The organism is Parageobacillus sp. KH3-4, assembly GCF_022846435.1.
Classification (GTDB): Bacteria; Bacillota; Bacilli; order Bacillales; family Anoxybacillaceae; genus Parageobacillus; species Parageobacillus thermoglucosidasius_A.
Genome location: NZ_AP025627.1, coordinates 2,002,173 through 2,021,591 on the forward strand (window position 1 = coordinate 2,002,173; position 19,419 = coordinate 2,021,591).

The following is a 19,419-nucleotide window of genomic DNA, read 5'->3' on the forward strand; positions in this document are numbered from 1 at the left end:
TGGTAGTACAAATTTTTAAACGCCGTCAATCACTTTTTTCAATAAGTCCGTTTTTGCCAACACAATCCCGTCGCGATCCGCATATACATAGGCGCCCGGCTCCCAAAGAACACCGCCAAATTCAAGCGCAACGTCCCGTTTTCCTTTTCCTTCTTTTTTGCTTTTTATCGGGCACGTGCCGATCGCCATCACCCCGATCGGCATATTGGCGATCTCTGCAGAATCACGAATACAGCCATGGATAATTACGCCCGCAAGTCCGCGATCGCAGGCGATTTGCGCCAAACGATCTCCAAGCAGTGCGCAATTTCGCGAACCTTTCCCGTCAACGACCAATACAGTGCCGGCCGGAACGGTTTCTAACGCCTCGCGCACAAGCACATTATCTTCCAATACGTCGACCGTCGCGATCGGTCCGGAAAATTCTGCTTTTCCGCCATATGATTGCATCGGCAGCCGGCAAACTTGAAGCTCGCTAAAAAATTTATCGCATAAATCAGCTGTTTTCACCATCATTCCCTCCCCACTATCGTCTTTATTTGACATATTTGACGAAACTCCTTCTTTTTCCACAAAAAAACAGACAAGCGATTGCTTGCCTGCATTCCAGCTGGGCTAGCTGGATTCGAACCAGCGCATCACGGAGTCAAAGTCCGTTGCCTTACCGCTTGGCTATAGCCCAACGAAATAACTTCATGAAACTTCTTCCTTAATTGACTGATTGACGAGTCAGCATGGGAAAATTTTAAAATGATCTGCATTTAGATAAAGTCAGCGCAAAATTCCGCTTATCATCCGGTGAACTTAAATCAACGGACAACAAAATGGTTTTTCCTGTATTTCATCCGCTTATAGTATTTCCTCTGTCAATTCACTCTATACCACTATTGTTAAAAAATATTTCAAAATACTATTAGTTTTCATTTATAGAAAATGTTATTTAGCAAATACTATTTTTTAAAAATATACTAAACATTCTTTATGCATAAATGACAAAACTTTAAATATTCATTTATTTAATCTTTACCTTCACTTCCTACAATGAAAGCGAAAAAATCGTCGCAGGGAGAGTGAAGAAAAAATGAAAAAATCAACGATCATTGGTTGGCCGCTTTCCATACTATTCAGTTTTCTCGCATCATACTCCTTCAACGCCGCGGCTGCCGATAAATTGGGCATGCAACCGTTCACGCCGCCCCCAATTGCAGACGACATCGCTGTTATCGCCCATCGCGGCGCGTCTGGATATGCACCAGAACATACGTTATCGGCATACAAAAAAGCAATTCAAATGAAAGCGGACTATGTGGAATTAGATTTGCATATGACGAAAGATGGAGAATTAGTCGCCATTCATGACGCGACGCTAGCGAGAACAACAAACGCAGAAGAAGCATACCCCGATCGCGCCCCTTGGCGGATAAAAGACTTCACGCTTTCAGAAATTAAACAGCTGGATGCCGGTTCTTGGTTTAACGACGCTTATCCGGAATACGCGAAGAAGCAATATGCCAAAGAAAAAATTCCTACTCTGCAAGAAGTGATTGATTTTATGAAACAAAAAGACGCGAAAGCCGCTCTATACATTGAAACGAAAGCTCCAAATGTCTACTCCGGCATGGAAGAAAAAATGGTGGATATTTTAAAAAAGAACGGATATTTGCAGGAAGGAAAAGTCATTTTCCAATCGTTCAGCGAAGCGAGTTTGCGAAAATTGCAGAACATCGTTCCTAAAGGCATTCCGCTTATTCAACTGTATAGTCCCGCCATGATCCAAGGACGAAACCTCGATGACGTGCTCGATCGAACCGCCGAATACGCTGAAGGAGTTGCACCAGATCAATCGCTCGTTACTCCGGAATTTGTGCAAAAAGCGCATGAACTCCATCTCATTGTTCATCCGTATACGATAAACACGAAAAAAGAAATGCACAAACAATTATCATTAGGCGTGGACGGAATGTTTACAAACTATCCTGATCGGCTAGCAAGCTTGCACAAAAAATAGCTTCGCCATTTTACCATTCATGCACCCCAAAGCACGCTCGTCGGCAAACAGCAACTTACCAAAAAACATTCGGTGCGAACAGAAACAACTTTCCCATCATTTTTGTCCTCATAATATAATGGATTGATTCTCAACATTATAAACATAATCGAATAATTTTTGGCTCTATTCATAAAATTCTTATTGTCATTTTCTAGTTTTATCGATATAATGGGGAAAAGCACGAAAGGAGCAACGAACTTGCTGCAAATCGTCCAATACAAAAACGGCCCGTTTACGCTTTCCACCGATCCAGCTCTTGTGCAAGTCGACCGCGTCTGCGAATTTCTCGCCCGCTCTTATTGGGCGAATACGAGAGACAGGGCAACGATCATAAAATCTTTGGAACATTCCTTATGCTTTTCATTGTTTCACGGACAGACGCAAATCGGATTGGCGCGGGTTGTTACTGATGGGGCGATGTTCGCCTATTTGTGCGATGTCTTTATTGATGAGGAATTTCGAGGGCAAGGGCTTGGCAAATGGCTGGTGAAATGCATATTGCGGCACCCGGACGTCGCTGCCGTAAAACGCGTTTTGCTGGCAACAAAAGACGCCCACGGACTATATGAACAGTTTGGCTTTCAGACGCCGCGACATCCGGAACAGCTGATGGAAAAAATAATCTCCCCCTCGCCATGAGGAAGGAGATTATTTTTTCGCAAACGAAAACGTTATTTTTTTCTCTTTTTCATCCCACACTAACGCCGCATCAAACGTTTTTTCTCCTTTTTTAAATCCTTTAATGACGTTCGTTCGGCCGTGCTTGAGCAGCTCTTTCACATTCGCTTGCGAAATCGTTTTGCCGAGAATTTTTTTCGAAATCGCAAATGAACATTTCGTCTTGGCATAATTGGCGCAGCCGTAAAACGTGCCTTTATCGATGACCGTGCCGCCGCACAGCTTGCAGATGCCAACAGGTTTTCCGAGTGCCGCTTTCGATTTTGTCCGTTGAATCGACGCGGTATCGAGCCCGGCGAAATCCCATGTTTTCGACATTTCAACGGCGTCTTGGACAATTTTTGCGGACAGCTTTTTTACTTGCTCCATAAACTGCGCCGCTGCCGCCTTTCCTTCACCGATCTCGCTTAAGCGTTGCTCCCATTTCGCCGTCATTTCCGGAGATGCCAAAATTTTATCACCAATCGCTTCGATCAGCACTTTCGCCTTGTCGGTCGCATACACTTGATTTTTCTTTACTTCGATGTAATTGCGCTCTTTCAACATGGTAATGATCGCCGCGCGCGTCGCTTCCGTGCCGAGCCCTTCTGTTTTGGCAAGCACTTTTTCTAATTCTTCGTTATCTAAAAATTTCCCCGCTGTTTTCATCAAGGTAATCAACTGGCCTTCTGTATACCGTTTCGGCGGCTGCGTCTTTCCTTCTTTGACACGAACGTTCAGCACATCGCCTCGTTCGCTTTCACGGAGCGAAGGAAGAAGCGCCACATCATCGTCTTCGCGCTGGCTGATGACTCTCCGCCATCCTTCCTGGATTTGCCGCTTGCCTTTCGAAATAAAGCGGGCGCGCCCATCGACAAGCGTCGTGACGGTCGTATAGTCAAACACCGCTGCTTCGTAATGAGCGGCAATGAGACGGCGCACGACCAAATCGTAAATTTTCCGCTCATCCGCCGACAACTTCGCCGGATCAACCACCTGCTCCGTCGGGATGATCGCATAATGGTCAGTCACTTTCTTTTCATTTACATAACGTTTATTATGTAAAATTGATGCATTCGGCAGCGGAAAAAACGGCTGATACTCCGGAAACGCCTGCAATTTTTGCAAAATATCCGGGAACGTTTCCGCCTCGCCTTTTGTCACATAATTGGAATCGGAACGCGGATATGACACGATACCTTTTTGGTATAATTTTTGCAAAATATCGAGCGTCTTTTTTGGAGAAAATTGATACACTTTGTTTGCCGTCGCCTGTAAGGAGGACAAATTGAATAATAGCGGCGGTAAAAATGTTTTCCGCTCTGTTTTCACTTCGCCCACGATTGCGGGCTTGTTTCGGCAAAACTGGGCGATTTGTTGCGCCAGCTGCTCCTCCTTGATCCGCGTTTCTCCTTTTTCGTTCGCCCATTTTCCTTCGTACTGCCTGCCGTCAATGGCAAATGTCGCCACTACTTCCCAAAACGGTTCAGGGCGAAACTGTTCAATTTCTTTTTCTCGTTTTACGATGAGCGCGAGCGTTGGCGTTTGTACCCTTCCTACCGAAAAAACATCATCCATCCCTTTTTGCTTCAGTAAAATGCTGTACACGCGCGAGGCGTTCATCCCGACGAGCCAGTCGGCGCAAGCGCGCGCGTACGCTTCTTCATATAAATTTCTTGTTTCTGCTTCGTCTAGCAGTTGGCGGAATCCTTCGTAAATCGCTTTCGGCGTCAATGATGAAAGCCAAAGCCGCTTCATCGGCTTTTTCACACCGCTCATATGGATAATATTGCGGATGATCAGCTCTCCTTCCCTTCCGGCGTCGCCGGCATGGATAATTTCCGTCACTTCCGGTTTGCAAAGCAATTCTTTCACAATCGCGAACTGCTTCGCTTTCGCTTTTTCTACCTCATATTGAAAACGCTCCGGAATGATCGGCAGCGTCTCAAGCTTCCATTGTTTCCATTCCGGACGATACCGTTCGGGCGGAACGAGCTGAAAAAGATGCCCGATCGCCCACGTCACATACGCTCCTTTCGGAAACAATTCGTTCGGATAAATTTCGATATAGCCCTGATGCCTTTTCGTTTGAAAAATCGAGGCCAGCGTCGCACCTTGATCCGGTTTTTCGGCGATGATCACTTTCATTGCAGACTTCTCCTTGTTGTTCGTTGCTGATTATGGCACTTCATGCCCCATCGAGCTTTGCAAAATTTCAAACCATTGCCCGCGGCGAAGCGGCAGTGCAAGCGCGCGCACTGCACGAATAATGCGCTCTTTTCTGCCGGAGCCGACAATTGGCATCATCCGCGCCGGATGCACAAGCAGCCATGCGTATAATACTTCATCAATCGTTTCGGCGCCTAGTTCATCTCTAACTTGTTCCAGCGCCGCGCGCAAGCGCACTGCTTTGTCGTCCGCCGCCGTAAATATTTTCCCGCCGGCAAGCGGGGACCACACCATCGGCGGAATCCGCTTTTCCAAACATAAATCGACCGTACCGTCTTCGATATTTTCCAAACAGTAAGCCGATACCTCGATTTGGTTGGTCACGAGCGGAAAATCTAAATACGACTGCAACATGTTAAATTGCGAACGTTTAAAGTTCGACACGCCAAAATGGCGCACTTTCCCTTCTCTTTTCAGCCTAGTGAACGCTTCGGCCACTTCTTCCGGGTTCATAAACGGATCTGGACGGTGAATAAGCAGCACGTCGATGTAATCGGTGCGGAAATTTTTTAACGATTGGTGGACGGACGCGATAATATGCTCTTTGCTTGTATCATAATGCTTCAAGCCGTATTTCGATGCGAGCTTAATCCCACATTTGGTAACAATCTCGATTTGCCCACGCAAGCTTGGCTTTAACGCCAGCGCTTCGCCAAACAGCGACTCGCATGTATAATTCCCGTAAATGTCGGCATGATCAAACGTCGTAATCCCTTGTTCGAGACAAAATTCGATAAGAGCCAATATCTGTTCTTTCGAATAATGCCATTCCGCTAGTCTCCATAACCCGTGAATGATGCGGGAAAACGTTAAATCTTCTGCTAAACGGATTCGTTCCACTGCTCGTCCTCCTCTTCCTTTTTTGCCCTTTATCCATTTCTCATCGATTTTCTATTCCTTTTTGTTCGAGTAATCCATCCCTTTTTGCGCATACTACTTAACAACGGAAAAACAGGAAAGGAATGGGAAGATGATAAAAAAACAGTTATATGCATGGCTGGCGGTCATCCTGTTGCTTGCGCCATCGAACGCCTCCGCGGCACAAACAAAATACCAATGGAATCTGGCCGACATTTACACGTCAGAAGCTGATTTTGAGCGCGACTATCAAACAGCCGCCGATGCGCTGCCAAAACTGTCCGCCTATGAAGGAAAGCTTCAGAGCGCCGCCAACGTCTCCAAGCTGTTTGCCCTTAATGAAAGGATAGCACGAAAGCTTGAAAAATTGTCGCTTTATGCTCACTTAAAACAAGATTTAAATATAGAAGATGAGACTGCGGCGCGGCTGAAAGCAAAAGTGGAGGCGCTTATTTCCGAATATGCAGCCAAAACAGCGTTTATCGAGCCGGAACTGCTGTCGCTTTCCGAGCAGACGCTTGCCAAGCTGCAAAAAAGCAAAGCACTTAAGCAATACCGCTATTATTTTAAAGAATTACGCGAACAAAAAAAACATACGCTTTCCAAACAAGAGGAACAGCTGCTCGCCAAGCTCTCCCCAATCATGAGTGATCCGGAAAACATTTATAACAATGCCGCGCGCGGCGATTATGAGCCTCCTTCCATTCGCACGCCGGACGGGAAAACGGTTTCGCTGACAGAGGAAAACTATACAAAAGCGCTTGAACATCCAGACCGCAGCTACCGCAAGCGGGCGTTTCAAACGCGTTTTCAAAGCTATGAAGCGATCGAAAACACATCGGCCGCCACGTTATACGCTTCGGTGAAAGCGGACGAATTGTACGCGAAAGCGCGAAAATATCGATCTGGCCTCGAGGCAGCACTGTCAGCCGATGATGTGCCAAAACAAGTGTTTACGAATCTTATCTCGACCGTAAACGATCATCTGCCATCACTGCACCGCTATGTCGAACTGCGCAAAAAAGCACTCGGCATCGACCGCGTCCACAGTTACGATATGTATGTGCCGCTTGTCGACGAGGCGGTCGCGAAAAAAATGAAGTTTCCGATCGAAACGGCACAAACGCTCCTCCTTGAAGGATTGAAACCGCTCGGCGGCGACTACATCAAACACGTGAAGCTCGCTTTCGAACAAGGCTGGCTTGACGCATATCCGCGCCCCAAAAAATATACGGGTGGCTATAATACGAGCGCGTACGACACCCATCCGTTTATTTTGCTCAACTACGACGAGTCGCTCGATGGCATGCTGACGATCGCCCACGAAATCGGCCATGCAATGAATTCCGTTTACACAAACAACACGCAGCCGTACCATTATTCCGGGCAATCGATTTTCACCGCAGAAGTCGCCTCCACCGCCAACGAATGGCTGATGATGGATTACTTGATGAAGCGGGCGAAAACGGACGAAGAAAAGCTGTATTTGCTCAACCAGCAACTCGAGCAAATCCGCGGCACGCTATATACGCAAGTGATGTATTCCGAGTTCGAACAGGCGATCCACAACAAAGTGCGGCAAGGTGGAAGCTTAACCGCTGCCGAGCTGAACGATCTTTGGCTTCGTTTATTGAAAAAGTATCACGGCCCTGCTTACGCCGCCGACCCGGAAGCAGCGCGCGGCTGGCTGCGCATCCCGCATCTTTATGATGCGTTTTACGTCTATAAATACGCGACATCCCTCGCCGCTTCCTTCGAGCTTGTCAAGCAAATGAAAGCGGATAAAACCGGAGAAGCAACGAAACGCTATTTGCAGTTTTTAAGCGCCGGCACATCTGACGACCCAATCCGCCTTTTACAAAAAACGGGCGTGGACATGACATCATCGAAGCCGCTTGAGAACCTGCTTTCCTATTTCGACCTGCTCGTCCGCAAAATGGAACAGCAGTTGAAAATGCAAAGAAAACTGTAACTAGAAATGGAACTGACTCCAACATGTCGCTTTCTGATCCTTTTCAAGCCAGCGCTTTTGCATCAATGTTTAAGCGACAATCGAGAAACTTTGTTGATTTGGCTTTCTGCCGCTTCCCCTTTATTCCTTGTACTCGTTAGACGGCGCTTAAAGATAAATGTTACTGCGGTGAAAGCGATCACTCCGACTAACCTTTTAAGGCTAGCTGCTAATGTCCGCCTGCTTAATAATAAATGTCGCAAATAACCCAGAAAAACGAAAAAAGATCATCGCACCGTCGATGATCTTTTTCATGTTATCAAAAACGGTTACACCAATCATTCTCAATATTCTCCCAATTTTTCAATCTTCTCCTTCACTTTTCGGATGTTCTCCATTTTATTATCCCAACAGGCTTGGCTTAAATCGACAGGATATTGTTCGGGATTCATTGTTCGTTTATACTCATCCCAAAACAATTTCAAATTTTCCTTAACGAAATCTTGGATTTCTTTCAACGGCGGGGAAGTGTACACCAGCTTGCCGTTTTCAAAAATCGTTTCATGCAAATCTCTCGCCTCAAAATTGGTAACAAATTTGCTGATAAACGTGTAAACAGGATGAAACATTTTCAGCCGCTCTTCTTGTTGCGGATTTTCGTTTTCTAGCGCAATATAGTCCCCTTCCGCTTTTTGGTTGATTTTGTTTACAATGCGGTACACCCGTTTCAACCCAGGGGTCGTGACTTTTTCCGGGTTGCCGCTGATTTTGATCGTATCGACCATGTTTCCGTTTTCGTCTTCGATGGCGACCAATTTATAAACGGCGCCCAACGCCGGCTGATCGTACGCCGTAATTAATTTCGTGCCGATTCCCCATACGTCGATTTTCGCACCTTGGGATTTTAAATTAATAATCGTCTCTTCGTCTAAATCGTTCGAAGCGAAAATTTTCGCATCCGTAAATCCCGCCTCATCGAGCATTTTTCTCGCTTCTTTCGACAAATAGGCGAGATCGCCGCTGTCGATGCGGATGCCAATAAAATTAATTTGATCGCCCAGCTCTTTCGCGACACGAATCGCATTTGGCACGCCTGACTTCAGCGTATCGTACGTATCGACAAGAAAGACGCAATCTTTATGGCGGCGCGCATATTTATGAAATGCAACATATTCATCTTGATACGCTTGTATCATCGCATGCGCATGAGTGCCCACCACAGGAATCCCGAAAAGCTTACCCGCCCGCACGTTGGAAGTCGCGTCAAAGCCGCCGATATACGCAGCGCGCGCCCCCCATAATGCGGCGTCCAACTCGTGCGCTCGCCGGCTGCCGAACTCCATTGCTGGTTCATCGCCAAGAATATGTTTAATTCGGGACGCTTTCGTCGCGATTAATGTTTGAAAGTTAATAATGTTTAAAATCGCCGTTTCCACGAGCTGCGCTTCCGCCAGCGGCGCCTCAATGCGCAAAATCGGTTCGTTGCCGAAAACAATTTCCCCTTCCCTCATCGAGCGCAATGTCCCTGTGAAACGAACGGTTTTCAAATACTCTAAAAAATCTTCCTGATAGCCTAACTCCGAACGCAAATATTCAATATCGCTTTCGGAAAAACGGAAATTTTGTAAATATTGAATCACTCTTTCCAATCCGGCAAATACAGCATATCCGTTTCCAAAAGGAAGTTTTCGGAAAAACACTTCAAATACCGCTTTACGTTGATGAATGCCGTCTTCCCAATACGTCTCTACCATATTGATTTGATATAAGTCGGTATGAAGAGTAAAGCTGTCATCTGCGTATTTTTCGTTCATTGTGCTACCTCCAAAACAACGATTCGATTTGACAAAAAGCATATCCTCCGTTTATTCTACCACTTTTATTCTATTATTCCACTACTTCTGCACCTAATGAATGTTTAAAGTGTTCAAGCGCCCATTCATGCCCGACAGGATGGAAGCTTGCGACCGCCTTTTTATGTACGACAATACGAAATCCCTTATTATACGCGTCAACCGCTGTATGAAGCACGCATATGTCAGTACAGCAGCCGACTAAATGAACTTCCGTAATTCCTCGTTCTCTTAGCTTTATTTCTAAATCCGTCCCGGCAAACGCGCTATATCTCGTCTTGTCCATCCAATATACATTGTCTCTATGTTTGTACGCTTGATAAACCGCTTCCAATTCTCCATACAATTTCCGGCCGTCCGTGCCTTCGATATTATGCGGCGGAAACAGCTTCGTTTCCGGATGATAAGTATCGCCCGCTTTATGCATATCAATTGCAAATACGACAAAATCGCCATTCTCGATAAACTGTTTCGTAATCCTCACAAGCTCCGCTTCAATTTCCTGACCTGGTCTTCCGCAAGTAAGCGCGCCGTGGTCGGCGATGAAATCAATAGTATAATCGATATTAATCAACGCTTTTTTCATCGCAACTCCCCCACTATCCCGAATTTAACACTATTATATGTTAAAAGAAAAAAAATTACTAGCGCGTATAGATTGACCGTTCACTCTTGAAAACCATACCGTTGTTCTTTCTAAATAACAAAAGGGACTACAACATTATTGATCAACTCAAATGCATCATGTGTAGTTTAAAAATCCACTGATACCTTGGTAAAATTACCCATCCCCTCTGATTTACTCTGCATATACTGCGATTGTAATCAAAAAAATCAATCAGGAGGTAATAAATGATGTACGATGACCATCATAAAAAGCGTAGAGCTGAGGCAGAAGCGGAGGCAAAGGCAAAAATTAAAAATCAAAACGAGAACGAAAATGAGAATGAGAACGAGAATGAGACTGAACTAAAAAATCGCAATTCAAACTATACTAGCGTTCACACTAATGCTTCAGTTTCCCACAGTGGAAACTCTTATGTAAGAGCGAAAACTGAATCCGAATCTGAATCTGACCAAGAACAAAAACAACAACAAAAGCAAAAACAAGAGATAGAAGACGATTATTAAAATCTGAAAACTACTACTAAAGTGAGATAATACTTATCGCACTTTAGTAGTAGTCTATTTTAAAGCGGGGATATGTGATGGAAAATCTAAAGAATAATCTCTCTTCCGAGAATTTAGGGAATTTATCTTCACTAGATGGAATCCCTTCCGTTGATGTTAATTTGAATCAATCACAAGTTGCTCATAGCGGTAATTCGGATGTTAATGTCCACATAAATATCCAAGTGGATGTAAAGCCGATTGCACTTGCCATTCTATATTCATTATTAGCCAAGAACCAACTATCAAATGAGGAATTTGAATTAGCCCTTAGAAAATTAGAAAAGTATAAATCTAAATAAGAAATCTTATTCTGTAAAAGAAAACAATTATGTGTCTAAAAACTGACAAATTTCGTTATCTTTTTTCCAAAGTGTTGAAAAAGTTCACGAGGAAAGTGAACTTTTTCTTTTTCTCCCATTAGTAAGTTAGATATAAACCATATAGTTGCAATAACCGTGATTTAGCCCGCCCCATCGGTTTTGGATTATGCCTTTTACGTTTTCCCATCTTCGCACCTACACCATAATTTGAGAAACTTCTTAATAAATTAGTGATTATTATGAACTAAAATTGTAGAGGTGCATACGTTTAAGGGTTGACATAAATATAAAATCCACTTATATCGCAGGAAAACTACCCATTCCTTCTGATTTACTCCGCATATACTGCGATTGTAATCAAAAAAATCAATCAGGAGGTAACAAATGGTAATGATGTACGATGACCATCATAAAAAGCGTAGAGCCGAGGCAGAAGCGGAAGCGGAGGCAAAGGCAAAAATTAAAAATCAAAACGAGAACGAAAATGAGAATGAGAACGAGAATGAGACTGAACTAAAAAATCGCAATTCAAACTATACTAGCGTTCACACTAATGCTTCAGTTTCCCACAGTGGAAACTCTTATGTAAGAGCGAAAACTGAATCCGAATCTGAATCTGACCAAGAACAAAAACAACAACAAAAGCAAAAACAAGAGATAGAAGACGATTATTAAAATCTGAAAACTACTACTAAAGTGAGATAATACTTATCGCACTTTAGTAGTAGTCTATTTTAAAGCGGGGATATGCAATGGAAAATCTAAAGAATAATCTCTCTTCCGAGAATTTAGGGAATTTATCTTCACTAGATGGAATCCCTTCCGTTGATGTTAATTTGAATCAATCACAAGTTGCTCATAGCGGTAATTCGGATGTTAATGTCCACATAAATATCCAAGTGGATGTAAAGCCGATTGCACTTGCCATTCTATATTCATTATTAGCCAAGAACCAACTATCAAATGAGGAATTTGAATTAGCCCTTAGAAAATTAGAAAAGTATAAATCTAAATAAGAAATCTTATTCTGTAAAAAGAAAACAATTATGTGTCTAAAAACTGACAAATTTCGTTATCCTTTTTCCAAAGTGCTGAAAAAGTTCACGAGGAAAGTGAACTTTTTCAGCACGAGCCTTCATGGTTTATTTATGATAAAAACCCCCGCTTTCCATTTAAAGGAAAGCGGGGGGGGGAATTGTCATGCCCGTCCGTTTTCTGCAGCTTTGACCGCTTTTAGTTGCGCGCGCAAAATCAGCGATTGGATGATCGAAAAACAGCCTCCGACGACCCAGTAAAGCGACAGGGCGGACGGTACGGAGCTTGCCCCAATAAAAATCATAATCGGCATGATATACGACATCATCGCCATTTGCGGCATTTGTTCTTCCGCCATCGACGGTGACAAACGCAACGAGATAAATGTCGTGAGGCTGGCCAAAATCGGCAAAATGAAGTACGGATCGCGATGGCCGAGCTGTACCCATAAAAACGAATGGAGCTTAATTTCCTGGGTGCGCGAAATCGCATAATAAAGCGCCATAAAAATCGGCATTTGAATCAGCACCGGCAGGCAGCCGCTCGCTGGGTTGACGCCGTGCTTTTGATAGAGCTGCATCATTTCCTGCTGGAGCTTGCGCTGCGTTTCAAGATCGGTGCCTTTATATTTCTCCTGAAGCTTTTGCAGTTCCGGGCGAAGCTTTTGCATCGCAATCGTCGTTTTAAATTGCTTTATAATAAGCGGAAGCAAGCAAACACGAACGATCAACGTTAACACGATGATCGCAATGCCATAGTTATTGCCAAAAAAATGACCAAGGGTTAAAAGCAATTTCGACATCGGATAGACAAAATAATGATCCCAAATCCCTTGACTATGCTCATCGATCGGTGCATTGCGGTTGCAGCCGCTCAATAAAACAACCGTTCCTAGTAATGCAAACAGCCACTTTTTCATAAGAGACCTCCTTGCGTGTCGTGTCATTTATGTGCAGCAAAGGCAAGTGGTCTCCTTCCTTCTTCATCAGACGGATGTGAACGTTCACGCACAGGAATTTTCCGCTTTTGCAATGCAAAAACGCGACGGAAAGGAACGACAGCATAAGCGCAACATGCGCCATCTTTCTTCCGCTCCGCATGCGCGAACGTAACGTCATATAAAAAAGCTTTCGTTTTGCGGTATTCGCCGATATAGCATTTCACGACGACAAGCAGTGCGCCAACAAGCGACACATACGCCAGCAAATCAAAGGGGGCTTCCATTCTCCCACCTCTTTTCGATTCAAGAAAAAAGTTTCCTTACATAACATAGCAAACTTAGCGAAAAAAGAAAAGAAAAAGTTTCACAAAACCAGCGCCGTTATTTCTCCGCCGACAGCTGCAGCAGCGGCGCCAACGCTGGTTCTTCGTTAGCCAGTTCGACAAAATCTCCCGTTTCATCTTCATCGAGAACATGTGCCAGTTCGCGCCCGGCTTCCTCGATTCGCCCAAGCTTGGCTAAATAGCACGCCCGTTGATAACGAGCGGATAAATCCTCTTCAGCAAATTGAAGACATTCGTCGATAACGGAAAGCGCCTTTTCCGTCTGCCCCGCTTCATCATACGCACGCGCCAATTCTTGCCTCATCTCTGCATCATGCGGATGATGGGAAAGTCCGTTTGCAAGTACGGCAATCGCTTCGGCATAGCGCTGTTTTGCCATATACATCGCTCCTAACGTCAAAATACTGCGATGTAAAAATGGCTCCATTTCGACTAAGGAACGAAATAGATTTTCCGCCTCCTCCTCCCGTCCATCGTCAAGAAGCAAGAACGCCTTTAATTCCAGCATAGCCAGGTCGTTCGGCTGTTCAGCGAGGAGACGGTCGATCCACTCGCCTGCTTCTTTTTGCAGCTTGCTACTCTCCGAGTGGGCCAACAGCATGGCAAGCTCACGGGCGACACCGGCATTCCACTCGTATGTTAACGCCTTGCGCAGCGTTTTGATCGCATCATCCGTCAATTCCGCCGCTTCATAAAACTGGGCAAGTCGCTCATATGCTTCTATATTGCCGCTGTCCAAACGGAGCGCCGTTTCGTATAAATCCAAAACAGCAGAAACAACAACCATTTCTTTCGTCCATGCTTTTGCTTTTGTCCATAGCCGTTTGGCGAAAGAGCCATCCTCCTCAGCCCATGTTATGTCGATCATATATGGGGAAAGGGCGGAAGCGGTGTGCATGTATACGATGCTTTTCTTTTGATTGTCAAGCTTCCATTTGCGCAGCCGCTCGCGCAGTTTTCCTATTCCTCTCATTGTATACGAAAACGCTTGAACATAAGTTTCATACAAGGCTTCGTTACGGACATCCTGCTCAATCAGCCGCTCAAGGATGGCGATCGCTTCGCGTGGCTTCCCTTCCTTGACAAGCACTTTCGCATCATGGTGGAGCACATCCGGATGATCAGGATGGAGGCGAAGCGCTTGTTTGACCGCCTCTTTTTCTTTGGAAACATCCCCCATTGCTCCATATACGTAACCGAGGCTGTCATAGTACCAAACGTCGCCCGCTCGTTCCCGCACAGATTCCATTGTTTGGAGAAGCAGGGACGGATCGTCAAACAGCGCGACGGCATGTTCCACATGGACGTGCAACGGATCGTGTTCGAGCGCTTTTTGCAGATGGAACCGCTGCTTATCAATGTTTTCCTCCATTTCGTAAAGAACAGCTAAGCGAAGGTGAGCCACCGCAAACGTATCATCGACCTCGAGACACGCTTCATAATACCGTTTTGCCTCGTCCCAGCGTTCAAACGCGCGATACGTTTCGGCCAGACGATAGAGCGGAAACGTGCTTTTTCGCACCTTGCTCGCCCGTTCATATAAACCGATCGCTTTCGAAAACATGCCGCTTTGCTCATAAAGCACGCCGAGGTAACAAAGCGCGTTTACATCAGTCGGACGCTCGTCGATGAGCTTCTCAAGAAAAGCTATCCCGCGGTCGACAAGAGAAAGTTCGGTCAGTTGTTCGATATAAAACTCATACGCTTCTGCCACATCAAATTGCGCAAGGCACAATCCTTCTTCAAGAAAGGCAAGCGCAGTTCCTTTTTCTTCCGTTTCTATGGCTAGCTCATTGGCCAGGAGCATTTTCCCGGCATTTAATAGATACTCGCTGTTTTGGGCAAATAACGGCTTCTTGTCCAATAAATACTGTTTTGCTTCATCGCGCTGCCCACGTTGCATCATCACGTATGCAAGACCGAGATGGGCAAAGATTTCTTTTTCCTCTTGTTCCAGCGCTTTTTGGTAATGCGCTTCCGCCTTTTCCGCTTCGTCTCGTTCCATATACCAGTCGCCAAGGCGAACGTGTAGCTCAGGGGCGCTTCCAGCCTTTTCTGCTCCTTCCAGCAAAACAGCTTCAGCTTTTTGCCGATCCCCTAACTCATTTTCATATAAATCCGCTAACGCCAAATATGGATACGGCTCTTCGCCATCGAGCGCTTTAGCGACAAGAAAGCCGCGTTCCGCTTTGCGGATCTTTCCTAGCATTTCATCGCAGCGCGCCCGTTCATACCATAAATGGGCATCGCGTTTATGACGGCGCAGCAATTGGTCAAAAAAGGCGCGCGCCTCCTGAAATTGTTTGGCCTGAAATAACATGATGCCGTGGTTCGTGCCAATAAACAGATCGTCGGGATGTAGCGTTAAAGCGATTTGCGACAGTTCCAGCCCTTTCTTTTCCTTTCCACCGTACGCAATGCTAAGGGCCATATAGCTCCAGACATCGGGCTGGTCGGGATCGAGCTGAAGAGAAGCCCGGAAATGGCGGCTTGCTTCTTCGTACCGGCTTTCGTAAAACGCGACCCGTCCTCGCAAATAGTGATACAGTGGACTGCTGGCTTTTCCTTTCACCCGCGCCAGCACCGCTTCGGCTCGTTCGATTTCTTTCCCGTACACGTACGCTTTCGCCGCCGCAAGCAGTAAATCATTAATATCGCCGTATTTAGCAAGCACCCGCTCGGTATAATCGAGAAGCAGCTCTTTCGCTTCTTCTGTGCCAAAATGCTTCACAACATACAGCCACGTGTATGGGATGTGTTCATGCTGGCGCAAAAACGCGAGAAACGGCGCAATATACGCTTGGTCATCTTCATCCATTTTTTCGGCGAAGGCATGAAGCTGGCGGAAATATTGATCTTCCGCTTCCGGCAGCAACACGGCAATCGCTTCTTTTTCCCGGGGAATCGCAGCAATCGACAAATAATGTGTTCCCGCATACCATCTTTCGACTTCGTCATAAGCAACCACAAACGGCTCGAGCATGTTTGGATCTTGCACGTAAAACGCCCCGAGGCGCTCATCATAGCCAAACAATACTTGCACATGCGAAGATTGTTCGTAATCGACGCTTAGCAGCACGGGAATTCCGGCATCGATCAACCGTTTCCATCGCTCCACGGAACCGACGAAAAAGCGGCATAAAAAGCCGAGCGTTTCCAAATAATGTACGGTTGTCGACAATTTTGAACCGCGAACATCAAAAACATGCTGAGCCACTTCATCTTGTGTGCGCTCCTTGCCCAACAGCCACAGCATCATTTCCAAACTCGCGGGCACACAATAATTGTGTTTTTGCACGACAGGCACAAGCGGCAAGATCACTTGCGGCAGGGAAGCGCGTTCGCTTGCGCGCACGTATGGCGTAGATGCCAATGATTTCTCTGTTCGAACAAGCGCCGCTAGTTTATCGAATTTGCCAAGCTTGTAATAGATTTGCGCACGCACATGGGCAAAATAGCGATGGTGGACATGAAACGGAGTGAGGCGGTCGACCTCCTCCATCGCTTCGAGCGCTGCTTCGTACTCATGCAAATCGCGTAGCCGGCGCGCTTTTTCCACATATAACGCCGGCACTTGCGGAAACCGTTTGATGCCACGCTCGACAACTTCTAGTGCTTTCCGCTGGCAGCCGTTTAGCGCGTACAAGTCGGCCAAAAGCAAATGGCACATATCGCCGCGCTCCGGCTCATCCAATCCTTTCTGCAATATTTCTTCCGCTCTGTCGCGGTCGCCCGCTTCCATATAAAAGTATCCCCATTTATCGTACATCGGAATCGTTTCGTATCGTTCTACTACGTCCATCCACTGCTGTGCCTCTGCGATCCTGTGCATTTCCAAAAAAGTGCGCACGAGTGTGAATGCAGCGCGCGCGATATGTTCCGGTTTTTCCTTTCCGTTTGCAATTGCTTCTTCCAAACGCGGCCGTAGCGCTTCTTCGACATCCAGTGGCCGCCGTTCTTCGAGCCACTCATCACATACCCACGTCAGCGTCTGCAGCGTCGCAAAACGGCGGTGGGCGTAGCGCGCCAACAGCGCGCTATGGCGGTACATTAACGCATAATCAAACAAACGGATCAGATGATGAAACGAGTCCGCTGTTTGCCATGCCTGCAGCGGCATTCTCCAGCACAACGGATGTTCCTTTGCTTTCTGAAGCATCGGCTTTATTTCCTCTAATGCTTCGATAATGCGTTTTTCTTTTATATAGGTTGCGATTCGTTCTATATCCATGTACAAAGCTCCTTTTCTACTATAACTGTACAAGGCATTCCAACAAACAATGCCAACTTTTTGTGATATTCCTAGTGTAAAATGAACCGCAGAGAAGTGCTATAGTTTTTAAAGACACGACAGGAAATGAATCCTATCTTTCCTAGCAAAAGAGATTTGCCCGCGGATGATGGCGGGCAAATCTCTTTTTTGTTTGTATGCGCAGCAAAAATCGCAATGAGCGGAACAATGACGGGCCAAGCTTTTTATTTATTCGCATGCATGGCAAAAAAGCGCAGCGATAAATCGATAATCGTTTGTTGATCATAGTCCAGCGTCGCGACATGGTAGCTGTTTTTCAAAGATATGAGTTCTTTTTCCGCCGAGCTGATTTTCTGCAAAATCAGCCGTGAGTTATCCGGCGGGACGACATGGTCTTCTTCCGACACAAAAATAAGCGCTGGACATGTAATGCGGTGAAGGTTGTTTCTTACTTTCTCCATCAGTTTGACAATTTGTTGAAGTGAAGCGGTTGGCGTTTTTTCATACGCCAGCTCTTTCACTTCCGGATTTTTAATATCCGAGCCGATCGCGTCCAAGTAGCGCGGCAGCTCAGCACGATGAGCGGCGCCGTCGGCCATAACCGGTATGTCGATAGCTGCGTTGATCGGAACGATGCCTTGAATGTCAGGATAGGTCTCGGCCATATACAATGCGAGCGTCCCGCCCATCGACAATCCTGTCACAAAAATAATGCCACACCGCTCTTTCAGCCATTGGTACCCCTCTTCCACGGAATGAATCCAATCTTCGTATGTCGTCTGCTCCATATCTTCATAATGCGTTCCATGTCCTCTCAGACGCGGGCCGCAGACGGTATAGCCCGCCTTGGCGTATGCTTCGCCTAACGGACGCATGCTTTGCGTCGTGCCGGTAAAACCGTGAGAAAGCAAAATGCCCGTGCGACTTCCTTCAAAATAAAACGGCTCCGCCCCTGGCAGTACAGGGTACCTCTCTTTCATCTCCTCTCCCCCACTTCAGAAAATGCGCTTCCTTTTGTAATTTGTATTCGCCGCCGACAGGCTTTTTTCCTTTTTCCTCACCAAAACAAAGCAAGCGAACGCCACCATTCAGAAAACAGCTGTTCTTTTGTACCGAGATAGATAAGCAAAACAAACGCCGCGTAAAACAACGCCTTTTCTACGATATTGCCTGTACGATAAAGCGGAATTTTAAACCGCTTTGTAGTGAACGGCCAAAAGAGAGGCACACCTTGGACAGAAAAAAAGTCTTCGAGAATATGAAACAAATAGCCAAGCGCAAAGCCAGCCGCAAATAGCGAAGATGATTCCCACATTACGACAAGTGCGATGATTCCCCATACGAAAAGCGAATGGGTCATGCCGCGATGGCCGAACGCTTCTTTTACTTTATTCGATACGCCAAATGAACGCCGCCCGACGTACGATGTCGGCTCGTCAATGTCCGGGAGCAAGCTGCCGACGACAATTCCCGCCGTATAGCTTACTGTAAAAGAAAGCGATGTTTGTGCCGCTGCCGTTGCTCCTAATAGCAATGATGTAACAATATGACTATGATATCGCAAAGTGACCTCCTGCATATAAAAATTTTTCCTTTATTATAGCACATAAAAAGAATGTTTGTTCGTTTTTTATATGTTCATACTTTTTCGTCATCGTTTGACAGATTTGTGACAACCGAGACAAATGTGACAAAGTTCACATCTCTTTATTTCCATTATGGATATAGTAGATTACACAAATTGTTGAAGGAGTGAA

Annotated in this window: 17 protein-coding genes and 1 tRNA gene; 7 read left to right on the top strand and 11 right to left on the bottom strand. The window is 45.7% G+C overall.

Annotation, left to right across the window (positions count from 1 at the left end; all coding sequences use genetic code 11):
* Positions 1-15: 15 nt before the first annotated feature.
* Together rraA and MWM02_RS10345 are read right to left on the bottom strand one after the other, a co-directional pair.
* Entirely contained in the window at positions 16-510 is a 495-nt protein-coding gene (gene rraA / locus MWM02_RS10340; RefSeq protein WP_064553795.1) for a ribonuclease E activity regulator RraA, read from the bottom strand.
* A 100-nt stretch (positions 511-610) separates the two neighbouring features.
* Positions 611-682: transfer RNA gene (locus tag MWM02_RS10345), tRNA-Gln, on the bottom strand.
* 399 nt (positions 683-1,081) lie between these two features.
* Between MWM02_RS10345 and MWM02_RS10350 the strand changes: the two genes are divergently transcribed.
* Both MWM02_RS10350 and MWM02_RS10355 read left to right on the top strand, forming a co-directional pair.
* The gene (locus tag MWM02_RS10350) at positions 1,082-2,008 is read left to right on the top strand and encodes a glycerophosphodiester phosphodiesterase (RefSeq protein ID WP_064553584.1); all 927 of its coding nucleotides are present in this window, start codon (positions 1,082-1,084) and stop codon (positions 2,006-2,008) included.
* A gap of 240 nt (positions 2,009-2,248) precedes the next feature.
* Positions 2,249-2,689, top strand: a complete 441-nt coding sequence (locus MWM02_RS10355; protein ID WP_244401944.1) for a GNAT family N-acetyltransferase — start codon at positions 2,249-2,251, stop codon at positions 2,687-2,689.
* A 9-nt stretch (positions 2,690-2,698) separates the two neighbouring features.
* Here MWM02_RS10355 and MWM02_RS10360 read toward each other — a convergent pair whose 3' ends face one another.
* Together MWM02_RS10360 and MWM02_RS10365 are read right to left on the bottom strand one after the other, a co-directional pair.
* Complete coding sequence (locus tag MWM02_RS10360) at positions 2,699-4,855, bottom strand: DNA topoisomerase III (RefSeq protein ID WP_244401945.1); 2,157 nt, start codon at positions 4,853-4,855, stop codon at positions 2,699-2,701.
* Positions 4,856-4,885: 30 nt separating this feature from the next.
* Positions 4,886-5,776, bottom strand: a complete 891-nt coding sequence (locus MWM02_RS10365) for an aldo/keto reductase (RefSeq protein ID WP_064553578.1) — start codon at positions 5,774-5,776, stop codon at positions 4,886-4,888.
* A 130-nt stretch (positions 5,777-5,906) separates the two neighbouring features.
* Between MWM02_RS10365 and pepF the strand changes: the two genes are divergently transcribed.
* Positions 5,907-7,766 (top strand): oligoendopeptidase F, encoded by a 1,860-nt coding sequence (gene pepF, locus MWM02_RS10370; protein ID WP_064553576.1) that lies wholly within the window; start codon positions 5,907-5,909, stop codon positions 7,764-7,766.
* A gap of 323 nt (positions 7,767-8,089) precedes the next feature.
* On the opposite strand, the gene MWM02_RS10375 is transcribed toward pepF, so the two are convergent.
* Positions 8,090-9,559 carry a nicotinate phosphoribosyltransferase gene (locus MWM02_RS10375; protein WP_064553574.1) on the bottom strand — a complete coding sequence of 490 codons (1,470 nt, stop codon included), beginning with the start codon at positions 9,557-9,559 and terminating at the stop codon, positions 8,090-8,092.
* A gap of 73 nt (positions 9,560-9,632) precedes the next feature.
* Positions 9,633-10,184 carry a cysteine hydrolase family protein gene (locus tag MWM02_RS10380; RefSeq protein ID WP_064553572.1) on the bottom strand — a complete coding sequence of 184 codons (552 nt, stop codon included), beginning with the start codon at positions 10,182-10,184 and terminating at the stop codon, positions 9,633-9,635.
* Positions 10,185-10,450: 266 nt separating this feature from the next.
* Between MWM02_RS10380 and MWM02_RS10385 the strand changes: the two genes are divergently transcribed.
* The 4 genes from MWM02_RS10385 to MWM02_RS10400 all read left to right on the top strand — a co-directional run bounded on the left by MWM02_RS10385 (position 10,451) and on the right by MWM02_RS10400 (position 12,107).
* On the top strand, positions 10,451-10,729 hold the full coding sequence (locus MWM02_RS10385; protein WP_244401946.1) for a hypothetical protein: 279 nt from the start codon (positions 10,451-10,453) through the stop codon (positions 10,727-10,729).
* A 77-nt stretch (positions 10,730-10,806) separates the two neighbouring features.
* On the top strand, positions 10,807-11,070 hold the full coding sequence (locus MWM02_RS10390) for a hypothetical protein (protein WP_064551992.1): 264 nt from the start codon (positions 10,807-10,809) through the stop codon (positions 11,068-11,070).
* 405 nt (positions 11,071-11,475) lie between these two features.
* Positions 11,476-11,766 (top strand): hypothetical protein, encoded by a 291-nt coding sequence (locus tag MWM02_RS10395; RefSeq protein ID WP_244401947.1) that lies wholly within the window; start codon positions 11,476-11,478, stop codon positions 11,764-11,766.
* Positions 11,767-11,843: 77 nt separating this feature from the next.
* Positions 11,844-12,107, top strand: a complete 264-nt coding sequence (locus MWM02_RS10400) for a hypothetical protein (RefSeq protein ID WP_064551992.1) — start codon at positions 11,844-11,846, stop codon at positions 12,105-12,107.
* A gap of 182 nt (positions 12,108-12,289) precedes the next feature.
* Here the strand turns inward: MWM02_RS10400 and yidC are convergent, their stop codons facing one another.
* From yidC to MWM02_RS10425, 5 genes are all read right to left on the bottom strand, one after another.
* A complete protein-coding gene (yidC, locus tag MWM02_RS10405; protein ID WP_064550411.1) occupies positions 12,290-13,045 on the bottom strand; it encodes a membrane protein insertase YidC in 756 nt (251 codons plus the stop codon).
* A 23-nt stretch (positions 13,046-13,068) separates the two neighbouring features.
* The gene (locus MWM02_RS10410) at positions 13,069-13,350 is read right to left on the bottom strand and encodes a hypothetical protein (RefSeq protein WP_064550412.1); all 282 of its coding nucleotides are present in this window, start codon (positions 13,348-13,350) and stop codon (positions 13,069-13,071) included.
* 97 nt (positions 13,351-13,447) lie between these two features.
* Positions 13,448-17,641 carry a bacteriocin-processing peptidase family protein gene (locus MWM02_RS10415; RefSeq protein ID WP_244401948.1) on the bottom strand — a complete coding sequence of 1,398 codons (4,194 nt, stop codon included), beginning with the start codon at positions 17,639-17,641 and terminating at the stop codon, positions 13,448-13,450.
* 245 nt (positions 17,642-17,886) lie between these two features.
* The gene (locus MWM02_RS10420; RefSeq protein WP_064550414.1) at positions 17,887-18,642 is read right to left on the bottom strand and encodes an alpha/beta hydrolase; all 756 of its coding nucleotides are present in this window, start codon (positions 18,640-18,642) and stop codon (positions 17,887-17,889) included.
* 77 nt (positions 18,643-18,719) lie between these two features.
* Complete coding sequence (locus tag MWM02_RS10425) at positions 18,720-19,226, bottom strand: metal-dependent hydrolase (RefSeq protein ID WP_064550415.1); 507 nt, start codon at positions 19,224-19,226, stop codon at positions 18,720-18,722.
* Positions 19,227-19,419: the final 193 nt, after the last annotated feature.